This is a genomic window from Streptomyces kanasensis (genome assembly GCF_043077165.1).
Lineage (GTDB): Bacteria > Actinomycetota > Actinomycetes > Streptomycetales > Streptomycetaceae > Streptomyces > Streptomyces changanensis.
Map to the genome: position 1 here is coordinate 72,328 of NZ_JBIBSF010000014.1, position 22,189 is coordinate 94,516.

The 22,189-nt window shown below is 73.4% G+C and carries 21 protein-coding genes; 12 read left to right on the forward strand and 9 right to left on the reverse strand.

Annotated elements, in window-relative coordinates; all coding sequences use genetic code 11:
* The first annotated feature begins 86 nt into the window (after positions 1-86).
* The 8 genes from tsf (at position 87) to ACF053_RS28215 (ending at position 8,882) form a co-directional block, all read left to right on the forward strand.
* On the forward strand, positions 87-923 hold the full coding sequence (tsf, locus tag ACF053_RS28180) for a translation elongation factor Ts (RefSeq protein ID WP_391956576.1): 837 nt from the start codon (positions 87-89) through the stop codon (positions 921-923).
* A gap of 154 nt (positions 924-1,077) precedes the next feature.
* Positions 1,078-1,842, forward strand: a complete 765-nt coding sequence (gene pyrH, locus ACF053_RS28185; RefSeq protein WP_058943999.1) for a UMP kinase — start codon at positions 1,078-1,080, stop codon at positions 1,840-1,842.
* 127 nt (positions 1,843-1,969) lie between these two features.
* On the forward strand, positions 1,970-2,527 hold the full coding sequence (gene frr / locus ACF053_RS28190; protein ID WP_058943998.1) for a ribosome recycling factor: 558 nt from the start codon (positions 1,970-1,972) through the stop codon (positions 2,525-2,527).
* Positions 2,527-3,648, forward strand: coding sequence for a phosphatidate cytidylyltransferase (locus ACF053_RS28195; protein ID WP_391956577.1), 1,122 nt, complete (start codon positions 2,527-2,529; stop codon positions 3,646-3,648). The genes frr and ACF053_RS28195 overlap by 1 nt, the downstream gene beginning before the upstream one ends.
* Positions 3,649-3,759: 111 nt before the next feature.
* Positions 3,760-4,866: a 23S rRNA (adenine(2503)-C(2))-methyltransferase RlmN gene (rlmN, locus tag ACF053_RS28200; protein ID WP_058943996.1), complete on the forward strand. Its 1,107-nt coding sequence runs from the start codon at positions 3,760-3,762 to the stop codon at positions 4,864-4,866.
* Positions 4,867-5,083: 217 nt separating this feature from the next.
* Positions 5,084-6,178, forward strand: a complete 1,095-nt coding sequence (locus ACF053_RS28205; protein WP_391956578.1) for a thiamine ABC transporter substrate-binding protein — start codon at positions 5,084-5,086, stop codon at positions 6,176-6,178.
* A 35-nt stretch (positions 6,179-6,213) separates the two neighbouring features.
* The gene (locus ACF053_RS28210; protein WP_391956596.1) at positions 6,214-7,857 is read left to right on the forward strand and encodes an ABC transporter permease; all 1,644 of its coding nucleotides are present in this window, start codon (positions 6,214-6,216) and stop codon (positions 7,855-7,857) included.
* 2 nt (positions 7,858-7,859) lie between these two features.
* Positions 7,860-8,882 carry an ABC transporter ATP-binding protein gene (locus ACF053_RS28215; protein WP_391956579.1) on the forward strand — a complete coding sequence of 341 codons (1,023 nt, stop codon included), beginning with the start codon at positions 7,860-7,862 and terminating at the stop codon, positions 8,880-8,882.
* A gap of 167 nt (positions 8,883-9,049) precedes the next feature.
* Here the strand turns inward: ACF053_RS28215 and ACF053_RS28220 are convergent, their stop codons facing one another.
* The 5 genes from ACF053_RS28220 to ACF053_RS28240 all read right to left on the reverse strand — a co-directional run bounded on the left by ACF053_RS28220 (position 9,050) and on the right by ACF053_RS28240 (position 14,258).
* Positions 9,050-10,165, reverse strand: coding sequence for an LOG family protein (locus ACF053_RS28220; RefSeq protein ID WP_391956580.1), 1,116 nt, complete (start codon positions 10,163-10,165; stop codon positions 9,050-9,052).
* A 92-nt stretch (positions 10,166-10,257) separates the two neighbouring features.
* Complete coding sequence (locus ACF053_RS28225; RefSeq protein WP_391956581.1) at positions 10,258-11,460, reverse strand: hypothetical protein; 1,203 nt, start codon at positions 11,458-11,460, stop codon at positions 10,258-10,260.
* Complete coding sequence (locus tag ACF053_RS28230) at positions 11,442-12,170, reverse strand: ABC transporter ATP-binding protein (protein WP_391956582.1); 729 nt, start codon at positions 12,168-12,170, stop codon at positions 11,442-11,444. Before ACF053_RS28230 ends, ACF053_RS28225 begins: the two co-directional genes overlap by 19 nt.
* A gap of 217 nt (positions 12,171-12,387) precedes the next feature.
* Positions 12,388-13,767 (reverse strand): aspartate aminotransferase family protein, encoded by a 1,380-nt coding sequence (locus ACF053_RS28235; protein WP_391956583.1) that lies wholly within the window; start codon positions 13,765-13,767, stop codon positions 12,388-12,390.
* The gene (locus tag ACF053_RS28240) at positions 13,752-14,258 is read right to left on the reverse strand and encodes an Lrp/AsnC family transcriptional regulator (protein WP_391956597.1); all 507 of its coding nucleotides are present in this window, start codon (positions 14,256-14,258) and stop codon (positions 13,752-13,754) included. The genes ACF053_RS28235 and ACF053_RS28240 overlap by 16 nt, the downstream gene beginning before the upstream one ends.
* A gap of 204 nt (positions 14,259-14,462) precedes the next feature.
* On the opposite strand from ACF053_RS28240, the gene ACF053_RS28245 reads away from it, so the two are divergent.
* Positions 14,463-15,899 carry a gamma-aminobutyraldehyde dehydrogenase gene (locus ACF053_RS28245; protein ID WP_058943989.1) on the forward strand — a complete coding sequence of 479 codons (1,437 nt, stop codon included), beginning with the start codon at positions 14,463-14,465 and terminating at the stop codon, positions 15,897-15,899.
* A 108-nt stretch (positions 15,900-16,007) separates the two neighbouring features.
* Here ACF053_RS28245 and ACF053_RS28250 read toward each other — a convergent pair whose 3' ends face one another.
* Positions 16,008-17,159 (reverse strand): beta-ketoacyl-[acyl-carrier-protein] synthase family protein, encoded by a 1,152-nt coding sequence (locus tag ACF053_RS28250; RefSeq protein WP_391956584.1) that lies wholly within the window; start codon positions 17,157-17,159, stop codon positions 16,008-16,010.
* A gap of 330 nt (positions 17,160-17,489) precedes the next feature.
* Between ACF053_RS28250 and ACF053_RS28255 the strand changes: the two genes are divergently transcribed.
* Positions 17,490-18,083: a hypothetical protein gene (locus ACF053_RS28255; RefSeq protein ID WP_391956585.1), complete on the forward strand. Its 594-nt coding sequence runs from the start codon at positions 17,490-17,492 to the stop codon at positions 18,081-18,083.
* A gap of 44 nt (positions 18,084-18,127) precedes the next feature.
* Here ACF053_RS28255 and ACF053_RS28260 read toward each other — a convergent pair whose 3' ends face one another.
* The 3 genes from ACF053_RS28260 to ACF053_RS28270 are packed head-to-tail and all read right to left on the reverse strand — an operon-like array spanning position 18,128 to position 20,660.
* Positions 18,128-18,919: an SAM-dependent methyltransferase gene (locus ACF053_RS28260; RefSeq protein ID WP_391956586.1), complete on the reverse strand. Its 792-nt coding sequence runs from the start codon at positions 18,917-18,919 to the stop codon at positions 18,128-18,130.
* A complete protein-coding gene (locus tag ACF053_RS28265) occupies positions 18,916-19,608 on the reverse strand; it encodes a glycerophosphodiester phosphodiesterase (protein WP_391956587.1) in 693 nt (230 codons plus the stop codon). Before ACF053_RS28265 ends, ACF053_RS28260 begins: the two co-directional genes overlap by 4 nt.
* Positions 19,609-19,634: 26 nt before the next feature.
* Entirely contained in the window at positions 19,635-20,660 is a 1,026-nt protein-coding gene (locus ACF053_RS28270; RefSeq protein WP_391956588.1) for an adenosine deaminase, read from the reverse strand.
* Between the two features lie 87 nt (positions 20,661-20,747).
* Between ACF053_RS28270 and ACF053_RS28275 the strand changes: the two genes are divergently transcribed.
* Together ACF053_RS28275 and ACF053_RS28280 are read left to right on the forward strand one after the other, a co-directional pair.
* On the forward strand, positions 20,748-21,407 hold the full coding sequence (locus tag ACF053_RS28275) for a DUF4190 domain-containing protein (RefSeq protein WP_391956589.1): 660 nt from the start codon (positions 20,748-20,750) through the stop codon (positions 21,405-21,407).
* 137 nt (positions 21,408-21,544) lie between these two features.
* Positions 21,545-22,072 (forward strand): DUF4190 domain-containing protein, encoded by a 528-nt coding sequence (locus tag ACF053_RS28280; RefSeq protein WP_391956590.1) that lies wholly within the window; start codon positions 21,545-21,547, stop codon positions 22,070-22,072.
* Positions 22,073-22,189: the final 117 nt, after the last annotated feature.

A 22,189-nucleotide genomic window follows, 5' to 3' on the forward strand; every position in this document is an offset into this window, starting at 1 on the left:
GTCGTCGACGGAGGGGGCCACGAGCCCCCTCCGTCCACCCCCAGATCTTGGTAGATCTTCCAGACTTCGAGAGAGATTCACGAATCATGGCGAACTACACCGCCGCCGACGTCAAGAAGCTCCGCGAGCTCACCGGCGCCGGCATGATGGACTGCAAGAAGGCGCTGGACGAGTCCGACGGCAACGTCGACAAGGCCGTCGAGGCCCTGCGCATCAAGGGCCAGAAGGGCGTCGCCAAGCGCGAGGGCCGCTCCGCCGAGAACGGCGCTGTCGTCTCCCTGATCGCCGACGACAACACCTCCGGCGTCATCGTCGAGCTGAAGTGCGAGACGGACTTCGTCGCCAAGGGCGACAAGTTCCAGTCGGTCGCCAACCAGCTCGCCCAGCACGTCGCGGCCACCCGCCCGGCCGACCTGGAGGCGCTGCTCGCCTCCGAGATCGAGTCCGGCAAGACCGTGCAGGCGTTCGTGGACGAGGCCAACGCCAACCTCGGCGAGAAGATCGTCCTGGACCGCTTCGCGCAGTTCTCCGGCGGCTACGTCACCGCGTACATGCACCGCACCATGCCCGACCTGCCCCCGCAGATCGGCGTCCTCGTCGAGCTCGACAAGGAGAACGCCGAGGTCGCGAAGGGTGTCGCGCAGCACATCGCCGCCTTCGCCCCGAAGTACCTCGCCAAGGACGACGTCCCGGCCGAGGTCGTCGAGGCCGAGCGCCGCGTCGCCGAGGAGACCACCCGCGCCGAGGGCAAGCCCGAGGCCGCGCTCCCGAAGATCGTCGAGGGTCGTCTCAACGGCTTCTTCAAGGACGCGACGCTGCTCGGCCAGCCGTACGCGCTCGACAACAAGAAGTCGGTCCAGCAGATCCTGGACGAGGCCGGTGTCACCCTGAAGCGCTTCTCGCGCATCAAGGTCGGCATCTGAGTCCGTACCCACGGACACCGGGCCCCACCGGGGCCGTAGCAGTCGTCCGCGTCCGCGCCGGACGACCGCAGATCTGACGAGGAGGCCATTGCCGCACTGGGACACCCGCACCCCCGGCAATGGCCTTCTTCGTATGCGCACGAGGAGATCTCCAATGAATCAGGGCGCCGCACAGAGCGACGACACCACCGGTAAAAAGGCCGGCCGCTTCCTTCTGAAGCTGTCCGGCGAGGCGTTCGCCGGAGGCGGCGGCCTCGGCGTCGATCCCGACGTCGTCCACGCCATCGCCCGCGAGATCGCCGCGGTCGTCCGGGACGGCGCGCAGATCGCGATCGTCATCGGCGGGGGCAACTTCTTCCGCGGCGCCGAGCTCCAGCAGCGCGGCATGGACCGGGCCCGCTCCGACTACATGGGCATGCTCGGCACGGTCATGAACTGCCTCGCCCTCCAGGACTTCCTGGAGAAGGAGGGCATCCAGTCCCGCGTCCAGACGGCCATCACCATGGGCCAGGTCGCGGAGCCGTACATCCCGCTGCGCGCCGTGCGCCACCTGGAGAAGGGCCGCGTCGTCATCTTCGGCGCGGGCATGGGCATGCCGTACTTCTCCACCGACACCACCGCCGCCCAGCGCGCCCTGGAGATCGACGCCGAAGCCCTCCTCATGGGCAAGAACGGCGTCGACGGGGTCTACGACTCCGACCCCAAGGCCAACCCGGACGCGGTCAAGTTCGACGCCCTGGAGTACGGCGAGGTGATCTCCCGCGACCTCCGGGTCGCCGACGCCACCGCCATCACCCTCTGCCGTGACAACAAGCTGCCGATCCTCGTCTTCGAACTCCTCACGGCCGGCAACATCGCGCGCGCCGTGAAGGGTGAGAAGATCGGCACGCTCGTGAGCGACGAGGGCACCCGGCACTGACCCCCGGGTCGCCCCGCCCGGGGATGGACAAAGCCCTGCCGGTCGTACACCGTGCAGGGAAAGACGCGACGCAGGTTCCGCGGCCGTGGTGCACGCCGGGACAAACCAAGACACGCAGGAGCAAGTGGTGATCGAAGAGACCCTCCTCGAAGCCGAGGAGAAGATGGAGAAGGCCGTCCTTGTCGCCAAGGAGGACTTCGCCGCGATCCGCACCGGGCGTGCGCACCCGGCCATGTTCAACAAGATCGTGGCCGACTACTACGGTGCCCTCACGCCGATCAACCAGCTGGCCTCCTTCTCGGTGCCGGAGCCGCGCATGGCGGTCGTGACCCCGTTCGACAAGACCGCCCTGCGCAACATCGAGCAGGCGATCCGCGACTCCGACCTCGGCGTCAACCCGTCCAACGACGGCAACATCATCCGGGTGGTGTTCCCCGAGCTCACCGAGGAGCGCCGCCGCGAGTTCATCAAGGTCGCCAAGGGCAAGGGCGAGGACGCGAAGATCTCGATCCGCGCCGTCCGCCGCAAGGCCAAGGAGACCATCGACAAGTTCGTCAAGGACGGCGAGGTCGGCGAGGACGAGGGCCGCCGTGCGGAGAAGGAGCTCGACGACACCACCGCGAAGTACGTCGCGCAGGTCGACGAGCTGCTGAAGCACAAGGAAGCCGAGCTCCTCGAGGTCTGATGAACGACGCTTCCTGGGGGGCCCCGCCACGAGACGGCTTCTGGGGCCCACCCGACCAGGGGCTCGCTCCGGTCGTCCCGGCGGGTCCCGTCCACGATGAGCACGCCGCGCAGCAGACTCGGCCCATGCCCATCGTGCCCGACGTCCCCGCCGGCGGGGACCAGGACGACCACGACCGGGGGGCCGCCCCGCTGGGCGGCGGTCCCCTGTTCCGCGACGAGATGCCGCAGGAGCCCATGCCCCCGCAACCGCCGGAGCCCGCCCCGCCGCAGGGGCGTGCGCAGAAGAAGCAGGAGCGGCAGAAGAAGCAGGCCGGGCGCGACCTGCGGGCCGCCATAGGGGTCGGTGTGGGGCTCGGCGCGGTCATCGTCGCGTCGCTCTTCATCCAGAAGGCCGTCTTCGTCGGTGTCATAGCGGTCGCCGTCGTCGTCGGCCTGTGGGAGCTCACCTCCCGCCTCCAGGAGCGCAAGGGCATCAAGGCGCCCCTCGTCCCGCTCGCCGTCGGCGGCGCGGCGATGGTCGTCGCCGGCTACGTGCGCGGCGCCGAGGGCGCGTGGGTCGCGATGGCGCTCACCGCGCTCGCGGTGCTGGTGTGGCGGATGACGGAACCCCCCGAGGGCTACCTCAAGGACGTCACCGCCGGTGTCTTCGCCGCCTTCTACGTGCCGTTCCTGGCGACGTTCGTGGCGATGATGCTGGCCGCCGACGACGGGCCGCAGCGGGTGCTCACCTTCCTGCTGCTGACCATCGTCAGTGACACCGGCGCGTACGCCGTCGGCTGGCGGTTCGGCCGGAACAAGCTCGCGCCGCGCATCAGCCCCGGGAAGACCCGTGAGGGCCTGCTCGGCGCGGTGGCCTTCGCCATGGCCGCCGGCGCGCTGTGCACGGCGTTCCTGATCGACGGCGGCACCTGGTGGCAGGGGCTCGTCCTCGGTCTCGCGGTCGCCGTCAGCGCGACCCTCGGGGACCTCGGCGAATCCATGATCAAGCGGGACCTGGGGATCAAGGACATGGGCACGCTCCTCCCGGGCCACGGCGGGATCATGGACCGGCTCGACTCCCTCCTGCCGACAGCACCGGTGGTGTGGCTGCTGCTCGTGCTGTTCGTGGGAGCCGGATAGCCGGGGAAGAGGGGCTCGCTAGCCTCTCCGACCTGCGCTTTCGTCTCCGGAAGGCCCGTCGTCCACAGGGCGGCGGGCCTTCCGTCGCGCTTCTGCGACACTGGAAGCACCATGCCCAAGCCCGGAGAACTCACTTTCGTCGCGCCCCGCGGAGCCAAGAAGCCGCCGCGGCACCTCGCCGACCTCACGCCCGCCGAGCGCAAGGAAGCCGTCGCCGCGATCGGCGAGAAGCCGTTCCGCGCCAAGCAGCTGTCCCAGCACTACTTCGCGCGGTACGCCCACGACCCCGCCCAGTGGACCGACATCCCCGCCGCCTCCCGGGAGAAGCTCGCCGGCGAGCTGCTGCCCGAGCTGATGAGCGTCGTCCGGCACATCTCGTGCGACGACGACACCACCCGCAAGACCCTCTGGCGGCTGCACGACGGGACGCTCGTCGAGTCGGTGCTGATGCGCTACCCCGACCGGGTGACGATGTGCATCTCGTCGCAGGCCGGCTGCGGTATGAACTGCCCGTTCTGCGCGACCGGCCAGGCGGGCCTGGACCGGAACCTGTCGACCGCCGAGATCGTGCACCAGATCGTCGACGGCATGCGCGCCCTGCGGGACGGGGAGGTCCCCGGCGGCCCCGCACGGCTGTCGAACATCGTCTTCATGGGCATGGGCGAGCCCCTCGCGAACTACAACCGCGTCGTCGGCGCCATCCGCCGCCTCACGGACCCCGAGCCGGACGGCCTCGGACTGTCGCAGCGCGGCATCACCGTCTCCACGGTCGGTCTCGTCCCGGCGATGCTGCGCTTCGCCGACGAGGGCTTCAAGTGCCGCCTCGCCGTCTCCCTCCACGCCCCGGACGACGAGCTGCGCGACACGCTCGTCCCGGTGAACACGCGCTGGAAGGTCCGCGAGGTGCTCGACGCGGCCTGGGAGTACGCGGAGAAGTCCGGCCGCCGCGTCTCCATCGAGTACGCGCTGATCCGCGACATCAACGACCAGGCGTGGCGCGGCGACCTCCTGGGCCGGCTGCTCAAGGGCCGGCGGGTGCACGTCAACCTCATCCCGCTGAACCCCACGCCCGGCTCCAAGTGGACCGCGAGCCGCCCCGAGGACGAGAAGGCGTTCGTCGAGGCCATCGCGGCGCACGGCGTGCCGGTCACCGTCCGGGACACGCGCGGTCAGGAGATCGACGGCGCCTGTGGACAGCTCGCGGCCGCGGAACGCTGACCTTGTACCCTGAGCTCGAACACATCTGCATATTCCGACAGGGGAGCGCCACAGCGCTGAGAGTGCGGTGACCGTCAGACCGCAGACCCTCTGAACCTCGCCCAGGTCATTCTGGGTAGGGAGTTCGGTCGTTACTCGAGCTGTTGCGCCCTGCCCACCGGACGGATCCGGTGGGCAGGGCCGCGTCTTCTCCTGGTCACCCCCAGGAGGAATCTCAGTGAGCACCACCAGGAAGATCGCGGTCGGCACGCTCGCCGCCGCACTGGGCGTCTCGACGCTCACCGCCTGCGGCACAGACTCCGGCAAGGACGCCGGTGACGGCGGTACGGCGTCGAAGACCGTGACGCTCGTCAGCCACGACTCCTTCAACGCCTCCCCGGCCGTGCTGAAGGAGTTCACCCGGCAGACCGGCCTCACCGTCAAGGTCCTCAAGAGCGGCGACGCCGGCGAGGCGGTCAACAAGGCCGTCCTCACCAAGGGCGCCCCGCAGGGCGACGTCTTCTTCGGCGTCGACAACACCCTCCTCTCCCGCGCCCTCGACAACGACATCTTCGAGCCGTACGAGGCCAAGGGCCTGGACCGGATCCCCGAAGCCGTGCAGCTCGACAAGGGCGAGCACCGCGTCACGCCCGTCGACACCGGAGAGATCTGCGTCAACTACGACAAGAAGTACTTCGCGGACAAGAAGCTCGCGCCGCCGCAGACCTTCGACGACCTCGCGAAGCCCGCGTACAAGGACCTCCTCGTCGTCGAGAACGCCGAGCGGTCCTCGCCCGGCCTCGGCTTCCTGCTCGGCACGGCCGCCCGGTACGGGGACGGGGGCTGGCAGGACTACTGGAAGAAGCTCAAGGCCAACGGCGTCAAGGTCGTCGACAGCTGGGAGCTCGCCTACAACCAGGAGTTCTCCGGTTCCGCGGGCGGCAGGAAGGCCAAGGGCGACCGGCCGCTCGTCGTGTCGTACGCCTCCAGCCCGCCCGTCGAGGTGCTGTACGCCGAGCCGCAGCCCGCCGAGGCCCCGACCGGCGTCTCCACCGGCACCTGCTTCCAGCAGACCGAGTTCGCCGGACTGCTGGCCGGCGCGAAGAACCCCGACGGCGGCAAGGCCCTCATCGACTTCCTCATCGGCAAGAAGTTCCAGGAGGACATGCCGCTGCAGATGTTCGTGAACCCCGTCGCCGAGGACGCGGAGCTGCCCGAGCTGTTCACGAAGCACGGCGCCGAGGTCGACCGTCCGTACACCGTCGCCCCCGGAAAGATCGCCCAGAAGCGAGACCAGTGGATCCAGACGTGGTCCTCGCTCGTCCTGAAGTAGACACCCGCGGGCGCCGGGCGCTGCGGGCCGGGCTCATGGCCCTGCCCGTGGCGTTCTTCGCCGTCTTCTTCGCCTACCCCGTCACCGCGATCGTCGGGCGCGGGCTGAGGACCGACGACGGCTGGCAGCCCGGGCGGCTCGGCGACGTACTGGGCCGTCCCGACGTCCTGGACGTCCTGTGGTTCACCACCTGGCAGGCACTCGCCTCGACCGCCCTCACCCTGGTGGTCGCGCTGCCCGGCGCGTACGTCCTCGCCCGCTTCGACTTCCCGGGCAAGGGCCTGCTGCGGGCGGTCGTCACCGTGCCGTTCGTCCTGCCCACGGTCGTCGTCGGGACCGCGTTCCTCGCCGTCCTCGGCCGGGACGGACTCCTCGACGAGCTGTGGGGCGTGCGGCTCGACACCACCGTGTGGGCGATCCTCCTCGCGCACGTCTTCTTCAACTACGCCGTCGTCGTCCGCACGGTCGGCGGTCTGTGGGCGCAGCTCGACCCGCGGCAGGAGGAGGCGGCCCGGGTGCTCGGCGCCTCGCGGTTCGGTGCCTGGCGCCGGGTCACCCTGCCCGCGCTCGCGCCCGCCGTGGCCGCCGCCGCGCTGATGGTCTTCCTCTTCACGTACACCTCCTTCGGCATCGTCCAGATCCTCGGCGGACCCGCGTACCGCACGCTGGAGGCGGAGATCTACCGGCAGACCGCGCAGCTGCTCGACCTGCCCACGGCGGCGGTGCTCACGCTCGTGCAGTTCGCCGCGGTCGGCGCGATCCTCGCCGTGCACGCCCGTACGGTCCGCCGCCGGGAGGCCGCGCTGGCACTGGTGGACGCGGCCGGCACCGCCCGGCGGCCCCGCGGGGCCGGGCAGTGGGCGCTGCTCGGCACGGTCCTCGCGACGATCGTCCTGCTGCTCCTGCTGCCGCTCGGGGTGCTGGTCGAGCGGTCCTTCGACGGCGGGCTCGGCTACTACCGGGCGCTCCAGGACGCGGGCGCGGGCGGTGGCACGTTCCTCGTGCCGCCCGTCGAGGCCATCGGCAACTCCCTGGAGTACGCCCTCGTCGCGACCCTCCTCGCGCTCCTCATCGGCGGGCTCGCCGCCGCCGCGCTCACCCTTCCCCCCTCCCGGCTCCGCTCGGGCGGGGGGACCCGGACCCCGGCCGCCGGGCGGCTGGTGCGCGGCTTCGACGCGCTGCTGATGCTGCCGCTCGGGGTGTCCGCCGTGACCGTCGGCTTCGGCTTCCTCATCACGCTGGACGAACCCCCGCTCGACCTGCGCTCCTCGTGGATCCTCGTGCCGCTCGCCCAGGCGCTGGTGGGCGTCCCCTTCGTCGTGCGGACCGTGCTGCCCGTGCTGCGCGCGGTGGACGCGCGGCTGCGCGAGGCCGCGGCGGTGCTCGGCGCGTCGCCGTGGCGGGTGTGGCGCGAGGTGGACCTGCCGATGGTGGGGCGGGCCCTGCTGGTGGCGGCGGGGTTCGCGTTCGCCGTGTCCCTCGGCGAGTTCGGGGCGACCGTCTTCATCGCCCGCCCCGACAACCCGACCCTCCCGGTCGCCGTGGCCCGGCTCCTCGGCCGGCCCGGCGAGCTGAACTACGGCCAGGCCATGGCCCTCTCGACGATCCTGATGGTGGTGTGCGCGGTGGCCCTGCTGCTGCTCGAACGTGTCCGCGTCGACCGCTCCGGGGAGCTGTGACCATGCTCGCCCTCCAGGACGTGACCGTCCGCTTCGGTCCGCGCGCCGCGGTCGACGCGGTGTCGCTGGACGTCGCCGACCACGAGATCGTCTGCCTGCTCGGCCCGAGCGGCAGCGGCAAGTCGACCCTGCTGCGCGTGGTGGCGGGGCTCCAGCCGCTCGACGCGGGCCGGGTCCTGCTCGGCGGCGCCGACCAGGCGGGCGTGCCCGTGCACCGGCGCGGCGTGGGCCTGATGTTCCAGGACCACCAGCTCTTCCCGCAGCGCGACGTCGCCGGCAACGTCGCGTTCGGCCTGCGCGTGCGCGGGGTCCCGCGCGCCGAGCGGACCGCGCGCGTCGACGAGCTGCTGGACCTCGTGGGCCTGCCGGGCGCGGGCCCGCGACCCATCGCGGCCCTTTCCGGCGGCGAGCAGCAGCGCGTGGCGCTCGCCCGCGCCCTGGCGCCCCGGCCGCGGCTGCTGATGCTCGACGAACCGCTCGGCCAGCTCGACCGGGGGCTGCGCGAACGGCTCGTCACCGAGCTGCGCCGGCTCTTCGGGAGGCTCGGCACGACCGTGCTCGCCGTCACCCACGACCAGGCCGAGGCGTTCGCACTCGCCGACCGGGTCGTCGTCATGCACGAGGGCCGCGTCGCCCAGGTCGGCAGCCCCCTGGAGGTGTGGCGGCGGCCGGCGTCGGAGTTCGTCGCGCGGTTCCTCGGCTTCGACAACGTGGTCGCCGCCACCGTCCTCGGTACGGCCGCCACGACCGCGTGGGGCCCGGTCCCCGTACCGCCCGGCACCCGTGAGGGGGCCGTCCGGCTGCTGGTGCGGCCCGCCGGCGTACGGCTCGGGGACCCCGCCGACGGGCTGCGCTGCACGGTCGAGGGGCGTACGTTCCGGGGCCACCACGTCGCGGTGCGGCTGCGCCCCCTCGACGCCCAGGCCCCGCCCCTGGAAGCCGAGTGCGCCCTGCGGGACACCCCCGACGAGGGCGCGGTGGTCGGGGTGGCGTTCCGCCCCGACGAGGTCGTCGTCCTGGGCTGACGCCCGCCTCCGCGCAGGCCGCCGCACGGGCGGTGCGGGGCGCAGCCGGTACCCCGGCCGGTCGGCACCGCCGGTGTCCGACCGCAGCCGGAACGCCCCCGGCCGCTCGGCAGCGCCGAGGCGTCCGCAGGCCGGTACGTCCCCGGCCGCGCCCCCCGCCGGGTGCCTCAGCCGGTGGCGGACAGGCGGAGCAGCGCCTCCGGGGCCTCCTCCACGGTGTCGACCAGGGCGATGCGGGAGGCCATCGAGCGGCCCTCCGCGAGGGCCCGCAACAGCGGCCAGGCGGGCAGGTGCTCGGTCCAGTGGGCGCGGTCGACCAGCACCATCGGCGTCGGTTCGCCGCGCGACCCGTAGTAGTTCGGCGTGGCGTTGTCGAAGATCTCCTGCACGGTGCCGGCCGCGCCCGGCAGGTAGACGACGCCGGCCGTGCAGCGGGCCAGCAGGCCGTCCTCACGGGTGGCGTTGGCGAAGTACTTGGCGATGTGCCCGGAGAAGGCGTTGGGCGGCTCGTGGCCGTAGAACCACGTGGGGACGCCGATCGAGTCGCCGCCACCGGGCCAGCGGTCGCGCACGTCGAACGCGGCGCGCGCCCAGGCGCCGACGGACGGCACGTACGACGGCTCCTTGCCGAGCAGCGGCAGCGCCTCGTCCAGCATGCCGTCGGGGTGGGGGGCCGCGTACGCGCCGAGGTTGGCGGCTTCCATCGCGCCCGGCCCGCCCCCGGTCGCGACGGTCAGCCCCGCGCGGGCGAGACTCCGGCCGAGGCGGGCGGCGCCCGCGTACGCGTCGGTGCCGCGCGCCATGGCGTGGCCGCCCATCACCCCGACGACGGGCACGCCCGCGAGCCGCTCGTCGAGCGCGTCGGAGATCGCGTCGTCGTGCACGGCGCGCAGCATCGACGCGAAGACGTCGCCGTCCCGCATGGTCCGCTGGAACCACGCGTACGTCCGCGCGTCCGGCGTCGCCGCGTAACCGTGTTCCGCGTCCAGCCCGGCGAAGAGCTCGTCGGGGGTGTACAGCAGCCCCCGGTAGGGGGCGAAGGGCAGGTCGGGCACGGGCGGGAGCACCAGTGCCCCGTCCGCGCGGACCTTGGCCGCCGCTTCGGGCGCCATCGGGCAGCCGAGGAAGACGGCGGCGGTGGTGTCGGCCGCCAGCAGCGCCGCCGTACGGTCCGTCAGGTCGAGCGCCTGCAGCCGCCATCCGACGAGGCTGCCGCCCGCCGCGACCCGGTCGAATTCCTCCAGCGTCTCGATCTCACGGCCGTGCCGGTGGGGGTGCGCCATGGCGCCAGCGTAGCCGGGCCGGTGTGCCGGGGGCCGCCCGACCGCCGCCGCCCGACCGCCCCGCCCGACCGCCCCGCCCGCCCGGCCCCCCGTCAGGGCCGCAGCGGCAGGTGGGTCAGGAAGCCCACCGCCCAGGCCAGCGGCGCGAACACGGCGAGCAGGACGCCCGCGCGCAACACCGCCGCGGTGCGGAGCAGGCCCGCCGGGGCGCCCAGGCGGATCAGGGCGGCGGTCGTCCCGGCCCGGCTCTGCCGCGTCTCGACGGCGGCGGTGAGGAGGGCCGCCGTCGCACAGGCCAGGACGAGTCCGGCGCCGAGGCCGGTGAGCGGCCCGAAGGGCCGGGAGCCGGCCTGACCGGCCAGGGCGTGCGCCGTGATCGCCGCCGAGACCACCGCGCACAGCACGCCCAGCGGGCGGCCGATGCGCCGCGCCTCGTCCATCAGCGCCCGGCCGGACAGGAGCCGGGTGGCGCCCGGCCGGTACGCCTGGACGAGGCGCCCGCACAGGTGGACGACGCCGGGCCCGGCGACCGCGAGGCCCAGGGTGGTGAGGACCCAGCCGGCCACGACCGGGCCGGGGCTGCCGGGGAACCCGCCGGGCAGGGGGACCGCGCCGCCGTCGGGGCCGCGCGCCCCGTACACCTCGGCGGCCAGGCCGAGGGCGATCAGGGCGACGCCCCAGGGCAGTCCGGTCGGCGCGGGCGCCGGGTCGAAGGGGTCGCGGGCCTCGACGGGCGGGGCCGCGGCGTCGCTCCGCGCGGCGCCCCCGCGCCCGCCGACGCGCCGCGCCGGGGGGAGCAGGGCGAGGCCGGTCGTGGCGTACGCGACGGCGGGGACGACGGCCAGCAGGGTCAGCGCGGCCGGTACGGGCAGGGGCCGCCCGGCGCCGAGGAGGCCGGCGGCCGCCCCGTCGAACGGGAGCCCCGACAGGCCGCCGCGCAGGTGGAGGAAGAGGAGGAGCGCCACGGCCGAGCCGAGCGCGCAGACGAGGGCGGTGGACGCGGCGGCCAGCGCGGCGAGGCGGGCGGGGCCGAGGCCGACGGCGGAGAGCCCGCGCCGCGGCCGGGTGACCGGGTCGGTACGGGCGACGGCCACGGCCAGGTACACGGCCGCGGCGAGCGGCAGCACGCTCCAGCCGAGGCGCACCAGGGAGTCGGAGGACCGGTCGGGGTGCGCGACCGCGTGGCCGAGGGCGCCCAGCAGCAGGAAGCCCACCCCGGCGGAGGCCGCGGCGACCAGCAGGCGGCGCAGGACGAGGAAGGGGTGGCCGCCGCGGGCTAGACGGAGAGCGAGCACGCGTCGAGCCCCTCCGCGCCGTTGACGTGCAGGGAGTTGACGCGGCGCCCGTCGAGGAGGGCCACCGTCCGGTCGGCGAGCGCGGCGACGTCCGCGTCGTGCGTGGCGAGGACGACGGTGATGCGGTGCGAGCGGGCGGCGGCGGTCAGGGTCCGCAGCACCTGGGAGCGGTCGGCGCTGTACAGGGGGGCGGTGGGCTCGTCGGCGAAGAGGACGGCCGGGGTGGCGACGAGGGCGCGGGCGACGGCGACGCGCTGGCGCTGTGACTGGAGCAGGGCGTGCGGGCGGTCGGCCGCGCACGAGCCGATGTCGAGCCGTTCGAGCCATTCGAGGGCGGCGGACCGGGCGGCCCGGTGCGAGCAGCCGCGCAGGAGCAGGGGGAGCGCGGCGTTCTCCCAGGCGGTCAGCTCGGGGACGAGGGCGGGCTCGGGGTCGATCCAGCCGAAGCGGTCGCGGCGCAGCCGTTCGCGCTGGACGGCGCTCATGGTGTGGACGGGGACGCTGTTGAACCAGACCTCGCCCTCCTCGGGGACGACGTGGCCGGCGAGGCAGCGCAGCAGGGTCGTCTTGCCGCAGCCGCGCGGGCCGTGCACGGCGAGGACCTCGCCCTCGCGGACGCCGAGGGAGACGCCGCTGAGCGCGGGCGAGCCGTGGTGCGTGTGGTGCAGGGAACGCGCCCACAGGACGTCGTTGTCGGGCGGGGCCACCATGTCCGTCACACCTCAGATCAGCTCGGAGCCGTTCCTGTTCCCGTTCGTGTCCCCCCGAACCGGTCGGAACATAACACGCTGTTCACCGCGTCCTACGGTGTGTCGCCGGAACCGGAAACGGCCGCAGCCCGGATGCACCCGCGTGGGTGAATCCGGGCCGCGGCCCGTCGCCGGACGACGGTGAGCCGAAGTGAGGGAAGGTTTCGGCTCGGACCGGTCAGAGCTTGGTCCAGGCCTCGGTGAGGGTGGCCCGGAGGATCTGCTCGATCTCGTCGAACGTCGACTGGTCGGAGACCAGCGGCGGGGCGAGCTGGACGACCGGGTCGCCGCGGTCGTCGGCGCGGCAGTACAGGCCGTTGTCGAAGAGCGCCTTGGAGAGGAAGCCGTACAGCACGCGCTCCGTCTCGTCCGCGTCGAACGACTCCTTGGTGGTCTTGTCCTTGACCAGCTCGATGCCGTAAAAGAAGCCGTTGCCGCGCACGTCGCCGACGATCGGCAGGTCGTGGAGCTTCTCCAGGGTCGAGCGGAAGGCGCCCTCGTTGTCCAGGACGTGCTGGTTGAGGTTCTCGCGCTCGAAGATGTCGAGGTTGGCGAGGCCGACCGCCGCGGAGACCGGGTGGCCGCCGAAGGTGTAGCCGTGCAGGAAGGTGTTGTCGCCCTTGTAGAACGGCTCGGCGATGCGGTCGGAGATGACGCACGCGCCGATCGGGGAGTAGCCCGAGGTCATGCCCTTGGCGCAGGTGATCATGTCGGGCACGTAGCCGAACTTGTCGCAGGCGAACATCGTGCCGAGGCGGCCGAAGGCGCAGATGACCTCGTCGGAGACGAGCAGCACGTCGTACTGGTCACAGATCTCGCGCACGCGCTGGAAGTACCCGGGCGGCGGCGGGAAGCAGCCGCCGGCGTTCTGCACCGGCTCCAGGAAGACGGCGGCGACGGTGTCGGCGCCCTCGAAGAGGATCTGCTGCTCGATCTGGTCGGCGGCCCAGCGCCCGAAGGCCTCCGGGTCGTCGCCGTGGATCGGGGCGCGGTAGATGTTGGTGTTCGGGACCTTGTGCGCGCCCGGGACCAGCGGCTCGAAGGGGGCCTTGAGGGCCGGCAGGCCGGTGATGGACAGGGCGCCCTGCGGGGTGCCGTGGTAGGCGACGGCCCGCGAGATCACCTTGTGCTTGGTGGGCTTGCCGACGAGCTTGAAGTACTGCTTCGCCAGCTTCCAGGCGGTCTCGACCGCCTCGCCACCGCCGGTGGTGAAGAAGACCTTGTTCAGGTCGCCGGGGGCGTGGTGGGCGATCCGCTCGGCCAGCTCGACGGCCTTCGGGTGGGCGTAGGACCACACGGGGAAGAACGCGAGCTCCTGCGCCTGCTTGTACGCGGTCTCGGCGAGCTCCGTGCGGCCGTGGCCCGCCTGGACGACGAAGAGGCCGGCGAGGCCGTCGAGGTAGCGCTTGCCCTTGTCGTCGTAGATGTAGGTGCCCTCGCCGCGGACGATGGTCGGGACGGGGCTGTTCTCGTACGACGACATGCGGGTGAAGTGCATCCACAGGTGGTCGTACGCGGTCTGGGACAGGTCCTTGCTCACGGCTATCGGGTTCCCCACATGTAGGTCTGCTTCTTGAGCTTGAGGTAGACGAAGCTCTCGGTGGAGCGCACGCCGGGAAGGGTGCGGATGCGCTTGTTGATCACATCCAGCAGGTGGTCGTCGTCCTCGCAGACGATCTCCACCATCAGGTCGAAGGAGCCCGCGGTCATCACCACGTACTCGCACTCGGCCATGGCCGTCACCGCGTCCGCCACCTGCTCCACGTCGCCCTCGACGTTGATGCCGACCATCGCCTGCCGCCGGAAGCCCACGGTGAGCGGGTCGGTGACGGCGACGATCTGCATGACGCCCTGGTCGAGGAGCTTCTGGACGCGCTGGCGCACCGCCGCCTCCGACAGGCCGACGGCCTTGCCGATGGCGGCGTAGGGACGGCGTCCGTCCTCCTGGAGCTGTTCGATGATCGCCAGGGACACGGTGTCGATCGCGGGGGACGACCCACTACCGGTCCTGGACTCTGCGCTTCGGCTGGCCACGACTTCACTGTGCACCGAGACTCGTCGCTCACGCAACCCCGGAACGATGTTATTCGTTGTCCGGAGGTCTCGATCTCACTGAATCCGAAGTTCTGGAGCGTCGGGCCTGTCGAAAGCGTGGGCCCAGCGACTAGGCTTGGGTGTCTCACCCACCGGACAGGCCCCCCGCGGGGCCGGCGGGTGACCACGGACACCGAAATCGACAGGAGGGGTGGCCACGTGACCACCGAACTGCGTCGTCTGCGCAACTACATCAACGGCGAGTTCCGGGATGCCGCCGACGGACGGACCATCGACGTCGTCAACCCCGCCACCGGTGAGGTCTACGCCACCTCCCCGCTCTCCGGCCGGGCCGACGTCGACGCCGCCATGGAGGCCGCGGCCGCCGCGTTCCCCGCCTGGCGGGACACCACCCCGGCCGAGCGCCAGAAGGCCCTGCTGAAGATCGCGGACGCCTTCGAGGAGCGCGCCGAGGACCTCATCGCCGCGGAGTGCGAGAACACGGGCAAGCCCGTGGGCCTCACCCGCAGCGAGGAGCTGCCCCCGATGGTCGACCAGATCCGCTTCTTCGCCGGCGCCGCCCGCCTGCTGGAGGGCCGCTCCGCCGGCGAGTACATGGAGGGCATGACCTCCATCGTGCGCCGCGAGCCGGTCGGCGTCTGCGCCCAGGTCGCCCCCTGGAACTACCCGATGATGATGGCCGTGTGGAAGTTCGCCCCGGCCCTCGCCGCGGGCAACACCGTCGTGCTGAAGCCCTCGGACACCACGCCCGCCTCGACCGTCCTCATCGCCGAGATCATGGGGCAGATCCTGCCCAAGGGCGTCTTCAACGTCGTCTGCGGCGACCGCGACAGCGGCCGCCTCATGGTCGAGCACCCGACCCCCGCCATGGCCTCCATCACCGGCTCCGTGCGCGCCGGCATGCAGGTCGCCGAGTCGGCGGCCAAGGACGTCAAGCGCGTCCACCTGGAGCTGGGCGGCAAGGCCCCGGTCGTCGTCTTCGAGGACACCGACATCGCGAAGGCCGTCGAGGACATCTCCGTCGCCGGCTTCTTCAACGCCGGCCAGGACTGCACGGCCGCCACCCGCGTCCTCGTCCACGAGTCCATCCACGACGAGTTCGTCGCCGCCCTCGCCAAGGCCGCCGCCGACACGAAGACCGGCGCCCCGGACGACGAGGACGTGCTGTACGGCCCGCTCAACAACGCCCACCAGCTGAAGCAGGTCAGCGGCTTCATCGACCGCCTCCCCGCCCACGCCAAGGTCGAGGCCGGCGGCCACCGCGTCGGCGACAAGGGCTACTACTACGCCCCGACCGTCGTCTCCGGCCTCCGCCAGGACGACGAGATCGTCCAGAACGAGGTCTTCGGCCCCGTCATCACCGTCCAGCCGTTCCGCGACGAGGAGCAGGCGCTGGAGTACGCGAACGGCGTCGAGTACGCCCTCGCCTCCTCCGTGTGGACCAAGGACCACGCGCGCGCGATGCGCATGTCCAAGGCCCTCGACTTCGGGTGCGTGTGGATCAACACCCACATTCCGCTCGTCGCCGAGATGCCGCACGGCGGGTTCAAGAAGTCCGGCTACGGCAAGGACCTGTCGGCGTACGGCTTCGAGGACTACACGCGCATCAAGCACGTGATGACCTCGCTGGGCTGACACCCGCGCCCCGGCGGTCCGGCGCCCCGCGCCACCGCGCCGGAGGGCGGGCCCACCACGGGCCCGCCCTCCGGCGCGCCGTGCGTCACGGGGGCGGCGCGGCCGGTGTCAGGGCGTGCGGAACAGCAGTGCCGCGCTGTGCCCGCCCAGCCCGAACGACGTGCTGAGCGCCGCCCGCACCGGCCTGCGCCGTGGCGACTTGACCACCACGTCCAGCTCGATCTCCGGGTCCAGCCGGTCGAGGTTCGCCGTCGGCGGGATCGCCTGGTGCTGGAGGGTCAGCACCGTGCACGCCGCCTCCACCGCGGCCGCGCCGCCGCCCGCGTGGCCGAGCACGCTCTTCACGGCCGTGACCGGGGGCGGCGTCCCCCGGAACACCCGGCGCAGGGCCCGCGCCTCGGCCAGGTCGTCCAGCGCGCCGCCACTGCCGTGCGCGTTCACGTGGTCGACGTCCTCGGGGGCGAGCCCGGCGTCCGCGAACGCCGCCCGCACCGCCCGCTCCACCCCCCGCCCCTGCGGGTCCACCCCGGCCCGACCCGGCACGCACCGCGCCTCCGCCGACGCCCCGTATCCGGAGAGGACCGCCCGCACCCGCGCCCGCCGCGCCCGCGCGTCCGCCAGCCGCTCCAGCACCAGCACCCCCGCGCCCTCGCCCAGCACGAAGCCGTCCCGCTCGGCGTCGAACGGGCGGGAGGCGCCCGCCGGGTCGAACGTGCGCGACGACAGGCTGCCCGCCCGGCCGAGCCCCGCCGCGGCCGCACGCCCCGGGACGCCGTCGCAGCCGCCCGCGACGGCCACGTCGCACGTGCCCGCCCGCAGCAGGTCCCGCGCCACGCCGATGGCGGTCGCACCCGAGGCGCACCCGCCGGACGTCACGAAGCTCGGGCCCAGCGCGCCCAGCTCCGTACTGACCTCCGCGGCGCTCACCCCGCGCGCCGCGCCCCCGCCCGGATCGCACCCGGTGCCCAGCACCACCGCCACCCGCGCCCCCTCCCAGCCGCCCTCCGGCCAGGACGCGTCGGCGACCGCCTCACGGGCCGCCGCGAGGCCCAGCCGCGCGGGCCCGTCGAAGCCGGCGACCCGGCAGGAGAAGTCGACCGGCAGCCCCGCCAGGCGTACGTCCCGGGCCGCCGTCGGGACGCCGTCGAGCAGCCCGTCCCACGTGCACTCCGCGGTCCGGCCGGCCGGAGTGACCAGACCGATGCCGGTGACCGCGATGTCGGTCAGCTCTCGCGCGCGGACGCGCTCATCGACGTGCACGACGGGCTCCAGAAGGGGGGCGACGACGGGGGAGGAGCGCCACCCTACGGGCGGCCCGACCGGACGCGGGGCCGTCGCGGCACCGATCGGCGGCCCGCCCGGGGCAAAAGCACCCGCGCGGGTGACGCCGCGTCCCCGCCCCCGCGGGTGACGACGTACCGCCGATCGCGCGGACGGCCACCGGAGGCGTCAACTCCGGTTCGAACACGCCCACATGAAGGATGACGGACCGACGCCTGCCACGGCCGCCGCCGCCCTCCCCCCACACCCCGACCGCAGCGCCGCCGGGGCCCGGTGAGCGGTGCCCGGACCCGGGCGTACGCTGCGGACATGAGCGAAGCGAACGCCCTGTCGAGGCGGATACGCGCGTGGTTGGCGTTCTTCGTCGTGTGCCTCGTGCTGAGCGGGGTGACGGCCTTTCCGCTCGTCACCGAAGTGCGCCTGATGCACGAGGCCCTGACCGGCTGGGCGTCCCCCGTCGGCGACGCCCTCCCCGGCCTCCTGGAGTGGATCGGGCGCGTGCGCGCCGGCCTCGACACCGCCGACGCCCGGTACCCGTTCCTCCTGTACGGCACCGACTGGCTGGCGTTCGCCCACCTCGTGATCGCGGTCGCCTTCTACGGACCGTACCGCGACCCCGTACGGAACATCTGGGTGATCGACTTCGGCGTCATCGCCTGCGCGGGGATCGTGCCCCTCGCCCTGATCTGCGGCCGGATCCGGGACATCCCCTTCTGGTGGACCGTCATCGACATGGCGTTCGGGGTGTTCGGCGTGCTCCCGCTGCTGGTCGTCCGCCGCCACATCAAGCGGCTGGAGGCGCTGACGGCACCGGCCGGGTACGCGGTACCGGTGGCGCCGCCCGCGACGCCGGAGGCCCTCGCGGCACCGGCCGGGCCGGCGCCCGGGACGCCGCGGTCCTGAGCCGCGCCCCGGGGAGCGGCGGCGCCGGGCCGGGCCGCGGACGGTCAGGGCTTGCGGGCCACCGCGCCGAACTGGGCGACCTCGGGGCCCGCGTCGGAACGCCAGCGGGAGCACGACACGATGCCCGGCTCCAGGACCTCCAGGCCGTCGAGGAACGACGCGAACTCCTCGCGGCTGCGGGCGGTGATGGGCGGGGTGGCGTTCGCGTTCCAGAAGGCCATCGCCTCGGCGTTGCCCTCGCCGCCCAGGGCCGGCTCCAGCGTGGGGTGCGTCAGCACCAGGTGGCTGCCCGGCGGTACGGCGTCCATCAGGGTGCGCACGATGGAGCGGGCGGTGTCGGTGTCGAGGACGAAGTTGAGGATGCCGAGCATCATCACGGCGACCGGCCGGTCCAGGTCCAGCGTCCGCCCGACCGACTTCAGGATCCGCTCCGGGTCGTGCGCGTCGGCGTCGACGTACTCCGTGACCCCCTTGCGGGAGCTGGTGAGCAGCGCCCGCGCGTGGGTCAGCACGATCGGGTCGTTGTCGACGTACACCACCCGCGCCTCGGGGGCGACGCGCTGCGCGACCTCGTGGGTGTTGTCGGCGGTCGGCAGCCCGGTGCCGATGTCGAGGAACTGCCGGACGCCCGCCTCGCCCGCGAGGTACCGCACCGCGCGGCCCAGGAACGCCCGGTCGGCGCGGGCCACTTCGCCGATGCTCGGGTACAGCGAGGTCACCTGGTCGCCGACCGCGCGGTCGACGGAGTAGTTGTCCTTGCCGCCCAGCCAGTAGTTCCAGACGCGCGCGTTGTGGGCGATGTCGGTGCGGATCCGGTCGATGTGCGGCGACGTCACGTGGGGGCTCCCGTCAGTACGGAGTTCAGGGTGTCCACGCGGTTGGTGGTGATCGAGTCCACCCCGTTGTCGATCAGCTTACGCATGGTCCTGCGCGTGTCGGCCGTCCAGGCGGAGACCAGCAGTCCGTCACGGTGCACCCGGTCCGCGAGCTCCCGGCCGACCAGCCCGAAGCGGTAGTTCAGCCAGCGCGGCGACACCGCCTCCAGGAGCACCGGCCGGGCCGGGGCGAGCGACGTCCACGTCAGGGCGATCTCGGCGGCCGGGTCGGCGGCGCGGACCAGCAGCATCGCGGCGGCGCCGGAGCAGTAGAAGACCCGGTCCTCCGCGTCGCACTCGCGGACCGTGCCCACGACCGCCCGCACGGTCTCCTCCGTGGCGCCCGGCAGGTCGATCATCACGCGGTGCGGGGCGGCCGCGGCGAGCGCCTCGTAGAGCGTCGGGACGCCCTCCGGCCCGGTCAGCCGCCGCACCTCGGCCAGCGAGAGAGCGGCGAGCGGCCGGTCGATCCGCCACAGCCTGCGCAGCGTCTCGTCGTGCAGGAGGACCGGGACGCCGTCCCAGGTCAGTCGCACGTCCACTTCGACGGCGTCCGCGCCGCGCGCCAGCGCCGACCGGATCGACGCGGTCGTGTTCTCACGGACCCGGTAGGGGTCGCCCCGGTGCCCGACGACGGTGACGGTGCGCATGTGCTCCATTGTCGGCACGGCGCCCGTCAGCGCGCGAGCCACTCCTCCGTGTACGTGTCGATCTCCCGCTTCAGGTGCTCCTTGCCGGCCCGGTCCAGGAAGGACGCCTCGACGGCGTTCACGGCGAGGGCGGCGACCCCGCGCGCGTCGAGGCCGAGGAGGCGCGCGGCGATGGCGTACTCGCCGTTGAGGTCGGTGCCGAACATCGGCGGGTCGTCGGAGTTGATGGTCACGAGGACGCCCGCGGCGACCATCTCCTTGATCGGGTGCAGGTCGAGGTCGGTGACGGCGCGGGTGGCGATGTTGGAGGTGGGGCACACCTCCAGCGCGATGCGGTGCTCGGCGAGGTGGGCGAGGAGGCGGGGGTCCCGCGCCGCGCTCGTGCCGTGGCCGATGCGCTCGGCGCGCAGGTCGCGCAGCGCGTCCCACACGGTCTCGGGGCCGGTCGTCTCGCCGGCGTGCGGGACGGAGTGCAGCCCGGCCGCGATGGCCCGGTCGAAGTACGGCTTGAACTGCGGGCGGGGCACGCCGATCTCCGGGCCGCCCAGGCCGAACGACACCAGCCCCTCCGGCCGCAGGTCGACGGCGAGCCGGGCGGTCTCCTCAGCGGCCTCCAGACCGGCCTCGCCGGGGATGTCGAAGCACCACCGCAGGACCACGCCGAGCTCGGCCTCGGCGGTGGTCCTGGCGTCCTCGATGGCCTCCATGAACGCCTTCGCGTCGATGCCGCGCCGGGTCGAGCTGTACGGCGTGACGGTGAGCTCGGCGTAGCGGATGTTCTGCCGGGCCATGTCCCGGGCGACCTCGTACGTCAGCAGCCGGACGTCCTCGGGGGTGCGGACCAGGTCGACGACCGACAGGTAGACGTCGATGAAGTGGGCGAAGTCGGTGAAGGTGAAGTAGTCGACCAGCGCCTCGGGGTCGGTGGGCACCTTGGAGTCCGGGTGCCGCGCGGCCAGTTCGGAGACGATGCGGGGGGAGGCCGACCCCACGTGGTGGACGTGCAGCTCCGCCTTGGGCAGCCCGGCGATGAAGGGGCGCAGATCGGTCATCGGGGTCCTCCGAGTGGGTGAGCCGTCCCTGGTCAGGGGTCATCGTAGGCCGGTCGTTAGCATGGCCGGAGACGATGGGGGAGGCTCATGCCAGACGACAACCACCGGAACGACCCCTGGGCGCCGCCGGAGAGCCGGCCGCCCGCGCCGGGGGTGGACCTCGGCAAGTCCGCGACCCCCCAGCCCGCGCCGGGCCCGGCGGCCCCGCCGCACGACCAGCCGACGGTGGCGGCGATGCCCGGTGCCGGCTTCGGCCCGCCGGGGGCCGGCGACCCGCTGCCCCCGCCGCCGATCGCCCCGGGCGGGCCGGGCCGGCCCGCCCCCGGCCCGTACGGCTATCCGGCGCCGGCCGCACCCGCGCCCGGCTACCCCGCCCACCCCGGCGCCTACGGTCCGTACGGCGCCGGTGCCTGGGGTCCGGCCCCGGCCAACGGGCTGGGCGTCGCGTCGATGGTCCTCGGCATCATCTCGGTCGTCGGCTGCTTCATGTACGGCCTCGGCATCGTCCTGGGCGTCCTCGCCCTGATCTTCGGCATCGTCGGCCGCAAGCGCGTCCAGCGCGGCGAGGCGAACAACGGCCCCGTCGCCACCGCGGGCATCGTCACCGGCGCGGTCGGGATCGCCCTGGGCGCCCTCGTCCTCGGCGGGCTCATATGGGCCATCACCGAGGAAGTGAAGAAGGACGACGGCCTCGACCGCGACGACCCGTACGCCACCTCCCTGGTGATCAGCGGCACCGGCCGCTGACCGTGCGGCCCCGCGGACCCGCCCGGGCGGTCGGCGACGCCCGTCCGCCGCCCGGGACCGGGCCCCGGGACCGGGCCCCGGAGCTGATCGTCGGGCCATACGATGGGCCGACGAAGTCCTTGGAGGGGAGACCACCCATGTCCGATCCGAACCAGCAGCCCGGCGGCTTCGGGCCGAGCCCGTACGGCCCCGGCCAGCCGCAGCAGCCCGGTTACGGGTACCCGGCCTCCCCCGCCCAGCCGCCGCAGCCGGCCTACGGCTACCCGGCCGGCGGAGCGCCCGCCCAGCAGCCGGCCTACGGCTACCCGGCGGCCGCAGCGCCCGCCCAGGCCCCGGCCTCCTACCCGCCGCCGCCCTCCCCGTACGCCGCGCCCGGGTACGCCGCCCCGCGCCCCAGCAACGGCATGGGCACGGCGGGCCTCGTGCTCGGCATCATCGGCGTCGTCTGCAACGTCATCATGGTGCTGTGGTTCGTCGGCATGATCCTCGGCGTCCTCGCGATCATCTTCGGCGCCGTGGGACGCGGCAAGGCCAACCGCGGCGAGGCCACGAACAAGGGCGCGGCCACGGCCGGCCTGGTCATGGGCATCATCGCGACGGTCCTGCTGCCGGCCCTCATCCTGCTGCTCTTCGCCGGCGCCATGGGGGCGGCGAGCGGCATCTGACCGACGGCGCCCACCGGCCGCGCCGGTACCCCGGCGGCCCGGCACGCCCCGCGTGCCGGGCCGCCGCCGTACCCGGCCGCCGTACCCGGCCGCCGTACCCGGCCGCCGTACCCGGCC